Below are 17,104 nucleotides of genomic sequence, written 5' to 3'. Positions count from 1 at the left end.
TCCCGATAACCCCAACAAAGCAAGGATCAGGCCAACATTATAAGCTGTTGTTGTTGAATGATTTATGCCGTCTCCCGAGAAGCGCTCTGTAAAGAATCCCGATGAGAGCGCCGCTCCGCATCCGCCGAAATCACGGGATTCGGGCCAGCACCCGGCGGGCGTTGTCGTCCCAGACATAGCCGCCCTCGTCGATCCGGCGGGAGGCGGCGTCTCCCAACCGCTGGCGCAAGGCCGGGTCGCCGCACAGGCGGGCGATCTGCGCGCACAGATGTTGGGAATCGTCGGGCCGGAACAGCAGCGCCGTTTCGCCGTCGGCCAGAACCTCGCGGATGTTGGGCTGATCGGGCGCGACGATGGCCCGGCCCAGCGCCATATACTCGAACAGCTTGAGGGGGGAGGCGTAATCAACCACCTTGGGCTGAAGCGCGATGTCGAAGGCGGCGATGCAGGCCGCCACCCGGTCCCGTCCCACCAACCCCAGACAGGTGACGTGCCCGGCCATGCCCGCGCGCTCGGCGTGGCGCTCCAACTCGGCGCGGGCGGGTCCGTCGCCGACCACCAGCAAATGCAGCCGCTCGCGATCCGGCATCGCCTTCATCGCGTCCACCACCTGGGGCAAGCCGTGCCAATCCCGGATGAAGCCGGTGAAGCCCAGCACCAGCTTGTTGTCGAGGCCAAGCTCCCGCCGGATCGCCGCGCTGTCGGTTTGGGGCGGAAAGCGCTCCCGGTTCACGCCGTTGGGAACCACCAGGATCCGCGCGTCCGGCACCCCGGCTTGGCGCAGGACATCAGCCAGAACCTCTGTGACCGGCAGAACCAAATCGGCGCCGCGCCAGACCAGCCGTTCGCTCCACCGCGCCAGCGCCCGCAACCGCAACCCGCCATGGATGGCCCGTTCGCTGGCCAGCGGCGCGTTGACCTCCAGGATGTAGGGAATGCCGGTGCGCCGCTTCAGCCACAGGCCGGGCAAAAAAAACAGGTTGCTGCGTTCGTACAGCGCGTCGGGCCGATGGACGGCGCAGGCCCGCGCCAACCGGCGGTAGGCGTGCAGGGAATAGCCCAACTCCAACAGCTCATAGAGCGCGCCGGGCAACAGCCGCTTGACGCGCGCCGCCAGCCCGCCGTCATAGCCGAATTCGGCGGAGCGGGCCGCCCCCGGCGCGACCACCACCACCTCGTGACCCTGGCGGCGCATGGCGGCGATCATTTCCTCGATGTGGACGTCCTGGCCATCCTTGGAGGCGACGCGGTGGTGATAAAGAATCTTCATGCGGCGTTGCTCGTCCTGTCTGGAAAGGGAAGGGAGGGGGGAGCGACCGCATCGCTTGCCGGTCGGCTCGCGTGTCGAAGGGCGGCGGCGATCTCGGCCTTGTGGAGGTCCACCATCCGGCGCGCCGCGACGCTGATGGCCAGCAGCGTGAACAGGACGTCGTAATAGGCCATGCTGAGCGCGGCGGCGCCAAGGTAGAAGGACAGCAGCCCGACGCCGCCCATGCGCGACAGATCGATCAGCCAGCCCCAGCCGGGCCACGCGCGCGCCGCGCGGGCGGCGTGGCGGAAATTGAGCAAGCCACCCGCCAGCATCGCCAGATAGGCCAGCAACGCCGGAAAGCCATGCTCGCCCAACACCTGGAAATAGATGCTGTGGGCGGCGTGGGGTTCATGGTCGGGGAGATATTGGTTGAAAATCGCCGGAAGCTGCGGGCCGTAGAACCCCGCCCCGACCGGGAAATGGTCGATGGCGTAAGCGGTCGCCACATACCACGCGTCCACCCGGCCCTGAAAGGAGACGTCTTCGCCCGCCACCGCGCTGTTGACGGAGTTCATCCGCTCCCAAAACCCATCCGGCATCATGGCGAGCGCCGTTCCGATCACCAGCGCGCCCAGCACGGCCAGCGTGATCTTGTTGCGCGACGACCACCAGAGCAGCGCCAGCATCACCGCCAGCGCCAGAATGCTGCCGCGCGAGTAGGAGCCGATGACGGCCAAAAGCTGCAACAGCATGGCGGCGGACAGGCCAAGGCGCAGGAGCCGGTTTGCGGAATGCAGGCGCAGATAATTCATCAGCGGCAATACCAGAACCAGCGCCAGCGCCAGTTGGTTGTTGTCGTAGATGATGGTGTTCGGCGGTCCCCAGACCTTGTAATTGCCGCCATGCAGAATGGAGAAGACGCCGCCCTTCACGCCGTAAAAGCCCAGCGAGATCACGATCACCCAGATCAGGGCGTGCAGGCGCGCCTTGGTCGTCGCCGTGGCCAAAATCAGGAAGAGCAAAACAAACGTCTTGAACGCGATGAGCCAGTAAACATATGACCACGCGACGTTGAAGGCCGTCACCGTCGTCAGGCTGGTCCAGACCACCAGAAACCCGGCCATCGCCGTGACGATGTTCGACGGCGGCCAACGAAGCTCCCCCTTGATGACCAGCATCGTCACGGCGACGACGCTGGCGATCATGTTGAGCGGGATGCTTTGAGCGAAGGAATAGACGCTCTGGTGCGGGGCCATGAAGCTCAACCAGGCCCAGGTCAGAATTCCGGCGAACGGGTAGCGGATCGTCAGCCCGAGGCAGGCCAGAAAACACGCCACAAGAACAAGATCACGCATGTCTCAACCATTCGGTTTGAACCGCCTGTGTTGATGTGGCGACACAGTTTCACCAAAACGCGCGATCACGCCGCCAGACCGGCGAACGCGGCAACCAGGGACGATCAACGCAATGGATGGGCTTTACTTCGCGCTGGGCAATCTCATGATCGGTCTGGTGCTGTTTTGGGCCATGGCCAACGACCGCGCGGAGCCGACCGGCCCGACCAGCGGCCTTCTGGCGATGCGTGACGATGAGCCGAATGGCAAGACCGCGCCCAAGCCCTTCCAACCGTGAGCATATTGGCGCTCTTGCCGCCGCAGTCCAGCAAAGCTTGCGCGCTTGTCATCCGACATAGGTCACAGATCAAGACGAACGCGCCAAAGCGCTTAGACCATTGCGCCTGGATTTCTTCCTCGCGCCTCTGATTTTTATAAAATGCGTGAGTGTTTTCCGATGTTTCTGTTCGGGGCGGCGCGCCCTTATCTTTTGCTGGTCGGCCATCCCTGTCGAGAGAGACCGCGCCCGTGCCGCATGATCGTTCCGATGGCGCTTGCAAAGACGCCGCCCCGGACGTTGAGGTCGGATATCCGACCAAACGCCGGATCCTGGAGTTGCTGGACCTGAACGCCAAGATCGTCGCGCGGGCGCCGGTCGGCATCATCGTCTACGCGGCGACGGGGGAATGCGTGCTCGCCAACCCCGGAAGCGCCGCCATCGTCGGCGGAACGGTGGAGGACGTGATGCGTCACCCCTACACCGAATTGCGGTTTTGGCGGGAAACCGGCCTGCTCCAATCGGCGCGCGACGCGCTCGCCACCGGAACCACCCGGAACGAAAGCGTTCACGTCGTCACCGCCGAAGGCCAGGATCTGTGGCTGGATTGCGACCTCGTGCCCTTCAGCAGCGAAGGGAACGCGCGGCTTCTCTACATCATGGTGGACGTCACCGCGCGGCGCCTGGCGGAAATCGAACTGGTCGAGGCCAAGCATGAGGCCGAGTTGGCCAGTCAGGTGAAAAGCGAATTCCTGGCCAACATGAGCCACGAGATCCGCACGCCGATGACCGCCATCATGGGCTTCACCAGCCTGCTGGAAGAAGCGCCGCTGGAAAGCCGCGAACGCGATTATGTGGCGAAGATCAAGACGTCGGCGGCGTCGCTGTTGGGCATCCTGAACGACGTTCTCGATTTTTCCAAGATCGAGGCCGGGCGTCTGGAGCTGGAGCAGACCGCCTTTTCGCTTCAGGACGTGATGCGCAGCATCGCGGTCATCGTCGGCGCCAACGCCGCCTTGAAAAATCTGGAAGTCGTCTACGACATGGCGCCCGACGTTCCCGACGGGTTGACCGGCGATCCGCTCCGGCTGCAACAAATCCTGCTCAACCTTGCCGGAAACGCCGTCAAATTCACCACGACGGGCGAAGTGGTGCTGGCCGTCCGCAAGGTGGCGAGCGCCGCCCCTGGCCAGATCACGTTGGAATTCCTGATCCGCGACACCGGCATCGGCATTGATCCCCAGGCGCGGGACCGGCTGTTCCACGCCTTTTCCCAGGCCGACGCGTCCACCACCCGCAAGTTCGGCGGCACCGGGCTGGGGCTGGCGATCTGCTCCAAACTGGTGGCCCTGATGGGCGGCACGATCACCGTCGCCAGCGTTCTTGGCCGGGGCAGCGAGTTCCGCTTCACCGCCTCCTTCGGCGAAGCGCCCGACGCGGTGAAGCCGCGCCGCGCCTTCGCCGGGTTGGAGGGTCTGAACGTGCTGGTGATCGACGACAACGACACCGCCCGGCAGATTCTGGTGCGGACCTGCGAGGGCTTTGGCTGGCGCGTGTCCACCGCCGCGTCGGGAAAGGCGGGGCTGGAGGCGCTCCGCCACGCCGCGACCCAGCCCGCCCCGTTGGACGTGCTGCTGCTCGACTGGCGGATGCCGGAGATGGACGGGCTGGACATGCTGCGGCAGGCGAAGGCCGATCCGGCCATTCCGTTGCCGCTCGTCATCCTCATGGTGACGATCAGCGACACCGGGGAGGTTCGGCGGCAGGCGGGCGGCATCCGCATCGACCGGGTTTTGGCGAAGCCCGCCACGCCATCGACGGTCTTCGACGCCGTCGCCCAGTTGCGCGCCGGGGGAAACGCGCTGCCGCAGCTTCCCAAGCCGCCGGGCATGTGCGGGCGGTTGCGCGGGATTCGGTTGCTGCTGGTCGAAGACAACGCGATCAACCAACAGGTGGCGCTCGCCATTCTTGAGCGCGCCAACGCCGAGGTCGTCGCCGTCAGCAACGGAGAGGCGGCGGTCAACCGGCTGCGCGAAACCCCGACGGCCTTCGACGCCGTGCTGATGGACGTGCAGATGCCGGGCATGAGCGGCTATGAGGCCACCCGCCTGATCCGCTGCGTTCCCGGCCTGAGCGCGCTGCCGATCATCGCCATGACGGCGAACGTCATGACGTCGGACCGCGAGAACTCCCGGCGGGCGGGCATGAACGACCATCTGACCAAGCCGATCAACGTCGAAGAGATGTTTGCGGTTCTCCACCACTGGGTCGGCGGCGCGCAGGACACCGACCTGGACGACGAGCCGGTCGATCCCCCCCTCATCGGCCTGCCCGACGCCCTGCCGGGACTGGACGTCCGCCACGGCGTCGCCCGCGCCGTCGGCCAACCGGAGCTGTACCGGCGTCTGTTGCAGGACGTCGCGTCCACCCACGGGCGCGACGCCGAACGGATCGGCGCGCTGCTGGCGGCGGGCGATCTCAAAGGCGGGCTGGATCACGTTCACGCCCTGAAGGGGCTGGCGGGCAACCTTGGCGTCAACCGGGTGTCGGACGCCGCCGCCGCCCTGGAAAGCGCCATTCGCCTGGAGGACTCCAGCCAGTATGATGGGCGGGTCGGCGATCTGTCGGCCCGATTGCGCGAAGCGGTCGAGAGCATCCGCCTGTTTGAACGGATGGCCGCCAAGACGCCGCCGCCGGTCAGCGCGACCGGCGACCGGGACGCCGCATCCGCCGTCATCCGCAGCCTGACGGAGGAGCTGACATGCAACGACACCAACGCCTTGCTGACGCTCGAACGGCTGACGCCGCTGATGGGAAGCCGCGCGCCAAGCCTCGAACCACTGGAGGCCGCCATCCAGGCCCTGGATTTCGAGCAGGCGCTCGTCGAGCTGGGACGGCTGGAGCCGGGGCAAGGCGCGTCGCCGTGACCCCGCCCGCGCCAACGACGGAAGAGGCGGACGGGCAGGGGGACGCGCCCAAACGATCCATGGTGATGATCATCGACGACGCCCCCGCGAACATCCGCCTGTTGAACGCCTGCCTTGTCGAGGAGTACGCGGTTCGCTTCGCCACCTCCGGCCCGACCGGCCTTGAGATCGTGCGCAGCCAGAACCCCGACATCGTGCTGCTCGACGTCATGATGCCGACCATGGACGGCTACGCGGTGTGCGCCGCGCTGAAGGCGGACCCGGAGACGCGGGACATCCCGATCATTTTCGTGACGGCCCAGGGCGACGGCGGCGACGAGGAAAAAGGGCTGTCCGCCGGGGCGGTGGATTACGTCACCAAGCCGTTCATCCCGGCCATCGTCAAGGCGCGCGTCCGCATCCACATCGAACTGAAACGGCTGCGCGATCAACTGCGCCGCCAATCCGTCACCGACGAGCTGACCGGGTTGGCCAACCGCCGCGCCTTTGACGAGGCGTTGACGCGGGAATGGTCGCGCGGCGTCCGATCCGGCTTGCCGCTGTCGCTGGTCATGATCGACATTGATTTTTTCAAGGGGTTCAACGACGCGCACGGCCATCTGGGCGGCGACGCGTGTTTGCGGCAGGTCGCGCAGGCGTTGCAGGCCGCCGTTCCCCGGCGGATCGGCGACCTGATCGCCCGCTATGGCGGCGAGGAGTTCGCCGTCTTGCTGGTCGACACCGACGGCGAGGGTGCCCGCAAGGTGGCCGAACGGTTGCGGTCGAACGTGTCCGCTCTGGCGATCCCGCATGGACGCTCGTCGGTCGCCGACGTCGTGACGGTGAGCCTTGGGGCCGCCGCCCTGGTTCCCAACAGCGGCAAGCCGCCAACCTCCCTGGTCGCCGTCGCCGACGCCCTGCTGTACCGCGCCAAGGGCGCGGGCCGGAACCGCGTGATGGTTCCGTCGCCCGACGACGCCCGAAAGGAACGCTGACATGTCGCTTGTCCCCTGGCGGGTCCGCAATTTTCTCGCCCAGAATTTCCCGCTGGCCTATCACCTCGCCGTCGCGCCCCGCCGGGTCCATTCGGCGGATTATTGGGACGAGCGGCTGGCCGCCAGTTGGGACAGCCCGGTGCGCAACCGGCCCGGCAAGAACCGTCTGGTCGAATCCCTGACCAGCCCGGACGACCGCATTCTCGACGTCGGTTGCGGCAATGGCGGCCTGTTGCGCCATTTGAAAGAGCGTGGTTACGGCAAGCTCCACGGGTTGGAGCATTCGGCCTACGCCTGCCGCCGTTTGTCCGCCGAGGGCCTCGCCATGACCAACGGCTCCCTTCTCGACATGGCGAGCCAAAACACGGCGACGGGGGGCGAGCCGTTCGAGGTGGTGATCGCCTCCCAAGTGTTGGAGCATGTCATCCGCCGCGACCGCTTCCTGCGGGAAATCAAGGCCGTGCTTGGCCCGGCCGGTCGGGTTCTGCTGTTCGTGCCGAACAACCGCCTGAACCCGCTGTCGGAACCCGAACATGTCGCGGTCTACACGGCCAAGACGCTGACCCGCTTTCTGCGCCGCCATTTCACCGATGTCGCCGTCTCCCCGATCGACGACGAGGGCGCGCCGGTCCTGTTCGCCCAGGCGCAGGGCGCGCGGTGATCCCGCCCGCGTCGCGATGAAACGCCCCACGATCTTCCGGGACGCCGCGCTGAGTCGCCTGTCCTCGCCCGAACAGCTTGACGAGGTGATGCGCGCGACCACGCCGGTCGGCTGGCTGGCGCTGTCGGCCCTGGGGGTTCTGGTCATGACCGCCGCCGGTCTCAGCGTGGTCGGCACGGTGCCGGAAAAGGTGGCGGCCAAGGGCATCATCATCAGCCCCGGCGGCGTGGTGGACGTGGCGTCGCCCACCCAAGGGCTGGTGCTGGCCTTCCTGATGGGGCCGGGCGATTGGGTCGCCAGCGGGCAGGGAATCGCCACCATCGCCCAACCCGAGATCGAGGCGGAGTTGAAGGAGGCCGACGCCGCCTTGACCCAGGCGCGGACCCAGGCCGACAGCTTCGCCCGCTTCCAGGCGCGGGATTTCGCCATTCAACGCGACGCGATGGAATCGGCGCGCGGGCAATTGGCGCAGCAGACGTTGTTTCTGGCCGACCGCCTGCGCTGGCAGACGGAGCGCGAGGAGGTCGAGGTCGCGCTTTTGAAAAGGGGACTGACCGAGACCCGCCGCGTCATCGACAGCCGGATCGCCATCAACGCGACCAAGGAGGCCTACGCCAACACCCAAACGCTGACCCGGAAACTCGGCCTTGACGAAGACAAGCTGCTGCTGACCCGCGACCAAAACGCGAGCGATCAACGCGAGGCCATCGCCGCGCTCGCCCGCAAGGTCGAGAAAATCAGCGAGCGGTTGAACCGCAACGCCAATCTGACCAGCCCCTATTCGGGCTACATCGCTGAATTCAAGGTCAATCCCGGCGAGGTGGTCGATCATGGTCGGGTTCTCTTCTCCATGCTGCCGCAAAGCGCGCCCGATCAGAATCGGCAAGGCGGGCGGGGGCCGGACGATCTGGTGGTGAAGCTCTATGTGAAGCCCGCCGACGGCAAGAAGATCGCCGTCGGCATGGCGGTCCAGGTGTCGCCATCGACGGTCAAGCGCGAGGAGTTCGGTTTTCTGGAGGGAAGCGTCACCGGCGTCGCCCCGATCCCATCGACCGAAGAGGGGATCCAGCGGATGCTGAAGAACCGGCAACTGGTGCAGGAGTTGACCGGGGGCGGCGCGCCGTTTGAGGTGTCGGTGCGCCTCGCCCTCGATCCGGCGTCGCGCGACGGCTACAAATGGTCGTCCTCCGCCGGTCCCTGGGTCGAGATTAACCCCGGCACGCTGGCCGAGGCGACGATCACCATCCGCAAGCTTCACATCGTCAGCCTGCTGGTTCCGGCGTTGGAGCCGTTGTTTGAGCCGTCGTTGGAGCGGCCCGCGCTTCAGCCTTCCCCCCTGTAGGGCCGGGCGATGGGCATCCTCGCCTGGGCGATCATTCACCGATCCCGAAGATTCCGCGTCCGCACCCCGACGATCCTGCAAATGACGGCGGTGGAGTGCGGGGCGGCCTGCCTCGCCATGGTGCTCGCCCATCATGGCCGGATCGTGCCGTTGGAGCTTCTGCGCTATGAATGCGGGGTGTCGCGGGACGGGACCAAGGCCAGCCATGTGGTGCGGGCGGCCCAACGCTTCGGGCTGCTGGCCGACGGCTATTCCGCCGAGCCGGAGTCCTTGCGCGCCTTGCCGCTGCCGCAAATCATTTTCTGGAACTTCAACCATTTCGTCGTGGTCGATGGTTTCGGGCCGGGCGTGGTCCATCTCAACGATCCGGCGGTCGGCCCGCGCCGCGTGACGGAGGAGGAGTTCAGCCAGTCCTTCACCGGAATCGTCCTGACCTTCACGCCCGGCCCCTCCTTCGTCCGGGGCGGCAAGCGCCAGCGGGCCATCGACGGGGTGGTCCGGCGGCTGCGGCGGTCGCGGGCGGCGGTTCTGTTCGTGGTTCTGGCCGGGGTCGGGCTGGTGATTCCCGGCCTGCTGGTCCCGGCCTTCGTCCGCGTCTTCGTCGATTACTATTTGATTCAAGGGTTCAAGGATTGGCTGGTCCCGCTGCTGGCGGCGATGGTCGGCGCGGCGCTGTTGCGCGTTTGCCTGACCGGACTTCAGCAAAGCTGCCTGTTGCGGCTGCAAACCAAGCTGGCTTTGCATGGGGCGGGGGCCTTTTTCTGGCGCGTCCTGCGTCTGCCCATCGGTTTTTTCGCCCAACGCCACGGCGGCGAAATCGGCGCGCGCCTCGCGCTCAACGAGCGGGTCGCCGAATTGATCGCGGGCGACGTCGCGACGATTCTGGTCGATCTGCTGGCCATGGCGGTCTACGCCGTCATCATGGTGGTTTACGACGCGCCGTTGGGTCTTCTGGCGGTGGCCTTCGCCGCGCTCAACCTGTTGGCCTTCGCCCTGGTGTCGCGTCGCCTGACCGACGCCTCGCGCAAGCTGCTGCTGGACCAGAGCACCCTGACCGGGGTGACGATGAGCGGGCTTCAGATGATCGAAAGCGTCAAGGCCAGCGGCGGCGAGGATCTGTTCTTCAACCGCTGGGCCGGGCATCACGCCAAGGTGGTCAACGCCGAACAGGCGTTGGAGCGCCAGCGGGTGATGTTGTCGTCGTCGCCGGTCCTGCTGTCGCTTCTCGGCGGCGCCGCCGTTCTGGTGGTCGGCGGCTTTCAGGTGATGGCGGGGGACATCAGCATCGGCGCGCTGGTCGCCTTTCAAACCCTGATGGTCAGCTTCAACGCCCCGTTGATCGGGCTGGTCCATCTGGGCGGTCGGATTCAAGAGGCCGAAGCCAGCCTCTGGCGTCTGGACGATATTCTGGCGCACGACCTTGACCGGGAATTCTGCCCGCCCGCAAGCGTCCCCGCGCAATCCATAACGCTCCCGTCAGACGACGCGCCCCCGGTGAAGCTGACCGGGCGCGTGCAACTCGCCGACCTGTCCTTCGGCTTCATCCCGACCGCCCCGCCGCTGATTGTCGGGTTGACGTTGGATCTGGAGCCTGGAACCCGCGTGGCGCTGGTCGGCGGGTCGGGCAGCGGCAAATCGACCATCGGCAAGCTGATCGCCGGTCTGCATCAGCCCTGGAGCGGCGACATCCGCTTTGACGGCGCGCGCCTGCCCGACATCGACGCCGCGCTGTTCCGCAATTCGGTCGCCCTGGTCGATCAAGACGTCGCCCTGTTCGAGGGCACGGTGTCGGACAACATCAGCCTGTGGGACGCGACGATGCCGGAAACCCAGATCCTGCGGGCGGCGCGCGACGCCATGGTCCATGACGACATCGCCGCCCTGCCCAACACCTATGATTTTCACGTCCGCGAGGCCGGGCGCAATTTCAGCGGCGGCCAGCGCCAGCGGATCGAAATCGCCCGCGCGCTGGCGATCAACCCGACCCTGTTGATTTTGGACGAGGCGACCAGCGCGCTTGATTCCGTCACGGAAAAACAGGTGGTGGACAACATCCGCAAACGCGGCTGCACCACCATCATCATCGCCCATCGGCTGAGCACGATCCGCGATTGCGACGACATCATCGTCCTCGACCAGGGCCGGATCGTCGAACGCGGCCCCCATCACGCCCTGCTGGAAAGGGACGGCCTTTACCGCCGCCTCGTCACGCGGTGAAGGCCCCGCGCGTGGCGCCGCCGAAGGACTCCTTGCCCACCGCGCTGGCCGACGCCCTGGACGCGCAGGGGGAAACCGTCGCGCTCGACGCGGGCGCTTGCCATCGGTTCGACGATCCCGGCGGCGTCTGGTTCATCCGCGACGGTCTGCTCGACCTCTACGCCGTCCAGCGTCGGAACAACCGCCAGACCGGGCCGCGCGACCATCTGGGCGCGCTGGGAATCGGCGCTTTGATCTGGGGCGTCGCGCCCGCGACCAGCGCCAACGGCGTTCACACGCTGGCGACGACGTCCGGGGCTGTGCGCCTGTCCCGCCTTCCGGTCGCGGCGGTCATCCAACTGGGCCGGGCCGCCTTGACGGCCCGCCCGCTGGCCGACGCGCTCAACGCGTGGCTGTCCATTCTGCTGCAAGGGGTGGCCGACGGCGTCACGCCGCGCCGCCCGCCCGAACGCGCCATCGCCGCCGGGGAGGAGGTGACGCTGGAGGCCGATGAGCGCGTGACCAGCCACAAGGGGGTGGTCTGGGTGGAACCGCGCGACGGAACCGCCCGCTGGTTCGACATCGCGGAGGTGGGAACCGGCGACGCCGACCGGCTGCTTCCGCTGACGCCGCAAAGCTGGCTGCACGCGACGGAAGGCCGGGCGCTGCGCGGCCATGGCAGCGCGGCCATGCTGTCGATGGAGGATCCGGCGGGACGGATGGCGGCGGTCCATGGCCTGGTCGTCCATCTCCTCGCCTATGGCTTCCGCAACGGCTTGGCGGCGGAGCGTGGGCGGTTGGAGCGGCGCGCCCGCCAAACCGCCCTTGGCGTGGACCGGACGCTGGCGGGCTTCGTCGGCCTCGTCAACCGGCCTGGAGCGATCCCCCTGGACAGCGTCGGCGACGACGCGCTGTTGGCGAGCTGCGCCCTGGTCGGACGGGCCGCCGGTCTCGCCATCGTCACCCCGCTGTCGGCGCGGCGACGGCGGGCGGGGGAGCCGCCGCTTGACATCGACGCGATCGCCCTCGCCTCCAATTTGCGGGCGCGCCGGGTGCTGCTGCGCCCGCGCTGGTGGCGGGAGGATGGCGGCGCGATGATCGGCTTTCTCAAAGACGGCGATCATCCGGTCGCGCTGCTGCCTCGCTCGGCGACCGCCTACCGTCTGCATGATCCAACCTCGGGCCGGGAACTGCCGGTGACGGCGGCGGTGGCGGGCGGGTTGTGGCCCGGCGCCTTTGTCGTCTACCCGTCCTTTCCCGATCACGCCCTGACGCCCTATGACCTTGTGTCCTTCGTCGCCAAGCGCTGCCGCCGCGATCTGGCCGCCATTCTGGCCACCGGCGCGCTTGGCGGGTTGATCGCCACCGGCACGCCAATGGCGGCGGCTTATGTGTTCGACACGGTGGCGCCCGGCCACCAGTCGGCGCAACTGCTGCAAGTCGGGCTGGCTCTGGTCGTCGCCGCCTTTTCAGCGGCAGCCTTCCACGTCACCCGCGACATCGCCCAATTGCGGGTGGAGGGCAAGATCGCCGGGGCGCTTCAGGCGGCGGTGATGGACCGGCTGTTGCGCCTGCCCAACAGTTTTTTCGCCGATTACGCCACCGGCGATCTGGCGCAACGGACCCTGGTGATCGAGGTCATCCGCCGAACCGTCACCGGCGTTGTTTTGGGCGCTCTGGTGACGGGGGTGTTCTCGGTGTTCAGCCTTGGCTTGCTGTTTTACTATTCGCCTTCGGTGGCCGCCGTCGCGGCGGGGCTGGCCCTGAGTCTGGCCGCCGTCACCGCCGTCACCGGACTGCGCCTGCTCGACGCCACCCTGCGCAGCGAGGAATTGGCCGGGACGATCAACAGCCTGGTTCTGGAAATCATCACCGGCATCGTCAAATTGCGGCTGGCGGGCGCGCAGGATCGCGCCTTCGCCGTGTGGGGGCGGGACGTCGCCGCGCAGCGCGTCGCCCAATTGACCGCGCGCCGCGCCTTGAACGGTTTCGCCGCCTTCTGGTCGGGGTTCGAGATTCTCGGGCTGGCGGCGGTGTTCGCCGCCATCGCCGGGTTGGGCGGGAGCGGCCTGTCCACCGGCGCGCTGCTGGCCTTCGTCGCCGCCTTCTCCGGCTTTTTCACCGCCGCCCACGCCATGGCGCAATCGGTCCTGTCCGTCTTTTCCGTCGCCCCGAAATACCGCCGGGCGGCGCCGATCCTGCGCGCCTTGCCGGAGACCGCCGCTGGCAAGACCGAACCGGGGCCGCTGTCCGGCGCGTTCGAGGTCAACAGCGTGGCCTTTCGCTACAGCCCGAACGGGCCGCGCGTTCTCAACGGCCTGTCGATCACGGTCAAGGCGGGGGAGTTCGTCGCCCTGGTCGGCGCGTCGGGCTGCGGCAAATCCACGTTGATGCGCCTGCTGCTCGGTCTGGTCCGGCCGGAAGCGGGGGGCGTGTATTTCGACGGCAAGGATTTGCGCGGCCTCAATCTGCAAAGCGTCCGGCGGCAGATCGGCGTGGTTCTTCAAAACAGCCGCCTGACGCCGGGCAGCCTCTACGACAACATCAAGGGGGCGACGCGGGCGACCCTGGAGGATTGCTGGGAGGCCGCCGCGATGACTGGCCTGGATCACGACATCCAGGCGATGCCGATGGCCATGCACACCATGCTGACGGAGGGAACCGCGACCCTGTCCGGCGGCCAGATCCAACGCGTCCTGCTGGCCCGCGCCATCGTCGGCAAGCCCCGGCTCCTCCTGCTCGACGAGGCGACCAGCGCGCTGGACAATCTGACCCAGGCGGTGGTGATCGAAAGCCTGGACCGCCTGTCGATGACCCGGCTGGTGATCGCCCATCGCTTGAGCACGATCATCCGATCCGACCGCATCCACGTCTTGAGCGCCGGGCAAATCGTCGAGTCCGGCGGTTACGACGACTTGATCCGCCAGGGGGGCCTGTTCCATGACTTCCACCAGCGCCAAACCCTGTAAAGCCAGCCTTACACCCACCGCGCGGCGTCCTTGGCGGTCCGGCGGCGACGGGCGCCCGATCAAAGGCCGCAACCGGCGGAAACCACCGGATGATTTCGCCGCCCGGCTCTGCCGAACGCCGCCTTGCGTCCCGGTGGCGTCAATGTTGCAGCCCGATGAAGGGGCGCGGCGGACGTGCGCAGGTTTTGCTTTTTGATCCTGGAAGGATGGCCATGCGCGACGCGTTTCAATCAGGTCCGTTCGGCGCGCGTTTCGCCGCGATCCTGGTCGCGCTTTTGGCCGCCGTTCCCCTGTTCGCTGTTCCCCTCTCCGGTGCGACCGCCGGGGCCATCCTGACCGTGGGGGCCAGCGGCGCCGATTACACGACGATCAGCGCCGCCGTTCAATTCGCTGACAACCACGCCGACGTTTATTACACCATCGAGATCGCGCCTGGAATTTACGTGAATGACTTCTCCGTCGTCACCGCGCCGATGACGATCAAGGCGGCGGCGGGCGGGCCGGTGGTGCTCGACGCCACCATTGCGCCGACGAACGGCAAGGCGATCATCACGACCAGCGCCAGCGCGACGATCATCGGCCTGACCTTCCAGGGCGCCGCCGTCAGTTCCGCTCTGGGATCGAACGGCGCGGGCATTCGCGCTCAGGCTGGAACCGCGTGGCTCATCGTGGAAAACAGCGTCTTCACCAACAACCAGGACGGCGTTTTGGCGGACGCTGACGCCGCCGGAAACATTTCCATCAGCGGTTCCCGCTTTTTTGGCAACGGGTTCGACGCGGGCGGCGGCGCCTGCCCCAGCACCGGCTGCGACCACGCCGTCTATGTCGGCGCGGTGAACAGCCTGCTGGTGACGGACAGCCTGTTTTGCGGCACGATTCTCGGTCATGACGTCAAAAGCCGCGCGGCGGTGACGACGATCACCAACAACCGGCTTTACGACGGCGCGGCGGACAGCGCCATCGGCTGCGCAGCCGGATCGACCAGCTACGCCGTCGACGTGGCCAATGGCGGCGTCGCCACCATCTCCGGCAACAGAATCATCCAGGGCGCCGGCAGCGAAAACCGGACGATGATCGCCTATGGCGCCGAAGGCCTGCGCTACGCCGCCAACGCCCTGCTGGTCTCGAACAACAGCTTTGTCAGCGCGGGCGTCGCCAACGCCATCGGGATCAGCGACGCCCCTTGTGTGCCAGCCCAGTTGCAGGGCAACAGCTTTCAAGGCGTGGCGACCCCGGTGAACCCGGCGCGCTGCGCTGTCTTCATCGACCATGCGGTTCCAGAGCCGAACGGCGCGCTGTTGCTGCTGGTCGGCCTGATGGGCTGCGCCCTGCTGGGTGTTCGACGGACGGTTCCGAAACCCGCGACGGCGTGACGCCGCCACCCCTCCGGTCAAGCATGAGTATTTCCTGATGCTGGCGCCGCCCCTTGCGGGCGGTCTAGGATCAATTTGCGCAGGTCTCTGCTTGGGCCGACGGCGGGCGGGTTTTGCGCCTGCGGTCGCGCGCATCGGAACCGCATGAAAGACCTGCCGTCCCCACCCTCCATCACAGACACTCTGTCTGAGGTTCAGGTCCGCCACAAGAACGGATCGGAGCCACAGCCACCGGCGCGACTGTGTTTTGCAAAAACCCATTCGTTGACAAAGCGCGATTCGCTTCAGAGCCGCGCTGCCCAAAATCAGCGAAAACGCGCCAGAGAGGAATCGTTATGTTTCGTTTTGCCGGTCTTTACGTCAGTCGAATGTGCGCCACAATGATGGTCCTTGAATTTTCGATTTTGTATTTTTTGGCCTATTCTTATTACGGAATCATCGAATCAAACGGAAACCCACCCAACCTCACCCACGGCGCGGCGGCGACGCTCATCAGCCTTGGCGTCATCGTGGGGATGTATTCCGTTGGTCTTTACAACAGGAAGTGCTTCTTTTACTTCCGTGAATCGGCCTCGCGGGCCACGGTCGTGTTTCCGCTGATTCTCGTGGCTTTTCTGGCGCTGTTCGCGGCGCGGGATTACGCCCTTCAGGGCGCGTGGCTGCCCGCAAACTCTTTGCTGTGCGCCGCCGCCATCGTCACCTTTCTGCCCGCGCTGTTGCTGATCCGCAAATTCGGCTTGAACGCGCTGGATCGCTCCGATCTTTTCAAAACGCGAGTTCTGGTGATCGGCAACGGCGCGCGGGCCGGAAGCCTTCAAAATCTAAGCCGGGATCTCCGGCATCGGTCTTTCGCCATTGTCGGTTACGCCCAATTGGCCCCCGACAGCGGTTCCACCATCGTGAAAGACGACGCTCAACCGGATCGGCGGGGGGATGACCGGCGGCCCGATTTCGTGATCGACCCCAAGAACCTGCTGAATTTCTGCCGGGAACGGCGGATCGACGAGATCGTCATCGCCAGCACTGAACGGCGCGGCATGCCGGTGCATGAATTGTTGGACTGCAAGCTCCACGGCTTCAACACGTTGGAATTCAGCACCTTTTGGGAACGGGAAAGCGGCCAGATTTTCCTGGACGACATGTCCCCCAGTTGGCTGCTGTTCTCCGACGGTTTTCAAATGAGCAAGGGACGGATCGTCGTTCAGCGCGCGCTGGACATCGTCATCGCCAGCCTGCTTTTGATCCTGTCCTTGCCGGTGACGTTGCTCACCGCGCTGTTGATAAAGCTGGAAAGCGAAGGGCCGATTTTCTACCGGCAAACCCGGGTCGGCTTGCACGGAAAACCCTTTGACGTCGTGAAATTCCGCAGCATGCGGGTTGACGCGGAACGCCATGGGCCGCGCTGGGCCTCGAAGGACGACAGCAGAGCGACGCGGGTCGGCTCCTTCATCCGCAAGGTTCGGATCGACGAAATTCCCCAGGTTTTCAACGTTCTGCGGGGCGACATGGCGTTTGTCGGGCCACGCCCCGAACGCCCGGTCTTCGTGTCCGTGCTGGCCGAGAAAATCCCCTATTACGAGGTCCGCCACGCCGCCAAACCCGGCATCACCGGATGGGCGCAGATCAACTACCCCTATGGGGCGTCGGTCGAGGACGCGAAGCGGAAGCTGGCTCTGGATCTCTACTACATCAAGAACGGCAACATCTTTCTCGACATCATGACCATGATCCAAACCGGCAAAGTCCTGCTGTGGAATGGCGGGGCGCGGTGAGCGTCCGGCTTGGATGGGGCGGAGACG

General features: G+C 66.3%; 11 protein-coding genes. 9 read left to right on the top strand and 2 right to left on the bottom strand.

Going from position 1 to position 17,104, the window contains the following annotated elements; translation table 11 throughout:
* Positions 1–130: 130 nt before the first annotated feature.
* Both D3877_RS07200 and D3877_RS07195 read right to left on the bottom strand, forming a co-directional pair.
* Positions 131–1,270: a glycosyltransferase family 4 protein gene (locus D3877_RS07200; RefSeq protein ID WP_119829985.1), complete on the bottom strand. Its 1,140-nt coding sequence runs from the start codon at positions 1,268–1,270 to the stop codon at positions 131–133.
* Positions 1,267–2,607 carry a putative O-glycosylation ligase, exosortase A system-associated gene (locus D3877_RS07195; protein WP_119829984.1) on the bottom strand — a complete coding sequence of 447 codons (1,341 nt, stop codon included), beginning with the start codon at positions 2,605–2,607 and terminating at the stop codon, positions 1,267–1,269. Before D3877_RS07195 ends, D3877_RS07200 begins: the two co-directional genes overlap by 4 nt.
* A gap of 112 nt (positions 2,608–2,719) precedes the next feature.
* On the opposite strand from D3877_RS07195, the gene D3877_RS29765 reads away from it, so the two are divergent.
* The 9 genes from D3877_RS29765 (at position 2,720) to D3877_RS07155 (ending at position 17,077) form a co-directional block, all read left to right on the top strand.
* Positions 2,720–2,884, top strand: coding sequence for a hypothetical protein (locus D3877_RS29765; RefSeq protein WP_158599805.1), 165 nt, complete (start codon positions 2,720–2,722; stop codon positions 2,882–2,884).
* 230 nt (positions 2,885–3,114) lie between these two features.
* Positions 3,115–5,790 carry a response regulator gene (locus D3877_RS07190; protein WP_158599804.1) on the top strand — a complete coding sequence of 892 codons (2,676 nt, stop codon included), beginning with the start codon at positions 3,115–3,117 and terminating at the stop codon, positions 5,788–5,790.
* Positions 5,787–6,764, top strand: coding sequence for a diguanylate cyclase (locus D3877_RS07185; protein ID WP_238474764.1), 978 nt, complete (start codon positions 5,787–5,789; stop codon positions 6,762–6,764). Before D3877_RS07190 ends, D3877_RS07185 begins: the two co-directional genes overlap by 4 nt.
* Position 6,765: 1 nt before the next feature.
* A complete protein-coding gene (locus D3877_RS07180) occupies positions 6,766–7,425 on the top strand; it encodes a class I SAM-dependent methyltransferase (protein WP_119829981.1) in 660 nt (219 codons plus the stop codon).
* Positions 7,426–7,441: 16 nt separating this feature from the next.
* Complete coding sequence (locus tag D3877_RS07175; protein ID WP_158599803.1) at positions 7,442–8,767, top strand: NHLP bacteriocin system secretion protein; 1,326 nt, start codon at positions 7,442–7,444, stop codon at positions 8,765–8,767.
* A 9-nt stretch (positions 8,768–8,776) separates the two neighbouring features.
* Complete coding sequence (locus tag D3877_RS07170) at positions 8,777–10,984, top strand: NHLP family bacteriocin export ABC transporter peptidase/permease/ATPase subunit (RefSeq protein WP_119829979.1); 2,208 nt, start codon at positions 8,777–8,779, stop codon at positions 10,982–10,984.
* An 11-nt stretch (positions 10,985–10,995) separates the two neighbouring features.
* On the top strand, positions 10,996–13,932 hold the full coding sequence (locus D3877_RS07165) for an NHLP bacteriocin export ABC transporter permease/ATPase subunit (protein ID WP_147395098.1): 2,937 nt from the start codon (positions 10,996–10,998) through the stop codon (positions 13,930–13,932).
* A gap of 212 nt (positions 13,933–14,144) precedes the next feature.
* On the top strand, positions 14,145–15,305 hold the full coding sequence (locus tag D3877_RS07160) for a right-handed parallel beta-helix repeat-containing protein (RefSeq protein WP_119829977.1): 1,161 nt from the start codon (positions 14,145–14,147) through the stop codon (positions 15,303–15,305).
* A gap of 380 nt (positions 15,306–15,685) precedes the next feature.
* Positions 15,686–17,077, top strand: a complete 1,392-nt coding sequence (locus D3877_RS07155; protein ID WP_158599802.1) for a TIGR03013 family XrtA/PEP-CTERM system glycosyltransferase — start codon at positions 15,686–15,688, stop codon at positions 17,075–17,077.
* Positions 17,078–17,104: the final 27 nt, after the last annotated feature.

The sequence above is a fragment of the Azospirillum cavernae genome, assembly GCF_003590795.1.
GTDB lineage: Bacteria > Pseudomonadota > Alphaproteobacteria > Azospirillales > Azospirillaceae > Azospirillum > Azospirillum cavernae.
This window is presented reverse-complemented; position numbering and strand designations above follow the sequence as displayed.

What these genes read in the sequence shown, in the direction of transcription:
- D3877_RS07200 (WP_119829985.1), bottom strand. Translation starts at nt 1,270, where the DNA reads ATGAAGATTCTTTATCACCACCGCGTCGCCTCCAAGGATGGCCAGGAC.
- D3877_RS07195 (WP_119829984.1), bottom strand. Translation starts at nt 2,607, where the DNA reads ATGCGTGATCTTGTTCTTGTGGCGTGTTTTCTGGCCTGCCTCGGGCTG.
- D3877_RS29765 (WP_158599805.1), top strand. Translation starts at nt 2,720, where the DNA reads ATGGATGGGCTTTACTTCGCGCTGGGCAATCTCATGATCGGTCTGGTG.
- D3877_RS07180 (WP_119829981.1), top strand. Translation starts at nt 6,766, where the DNA reads ATGTCGCTTGTCCCCTGGCGGGTCCGCAATTTTCTCGCCCAGAATTTC.
- D3877_RS07175 (WP_158599803.1), top strand. Translation starts at nt 7,442, where the DNA reads ATGAAACGCCCCACGATCTTCCGGGACGCCGCGCTGAGTCGCCTGTCC.
- D3877_RS07170 (WP_119829979.1), top strand. Translation starts at nt 8,777, where the DNA reads ATGGGCATCCTCGCCTGGGCGATCATTCACCGATCCCGAAGATTCCGC.
- D3877_RS07160 (WP_119829977.1), top strand. Translation starts at nt 14,145, where the DNA reads ATGCGCGACGCGTTTCAATCAGGTCCGTTCGGCGCGCGTTTCGCCGCG.
- D3877_RS07155 (WP_158599802.1), top strand. Translation starts at nt 15,686, where the DNA reads ATGATGGTCCTTGAATTTTCGATTTTGTATTTTTTGGCCTATTCTTAT.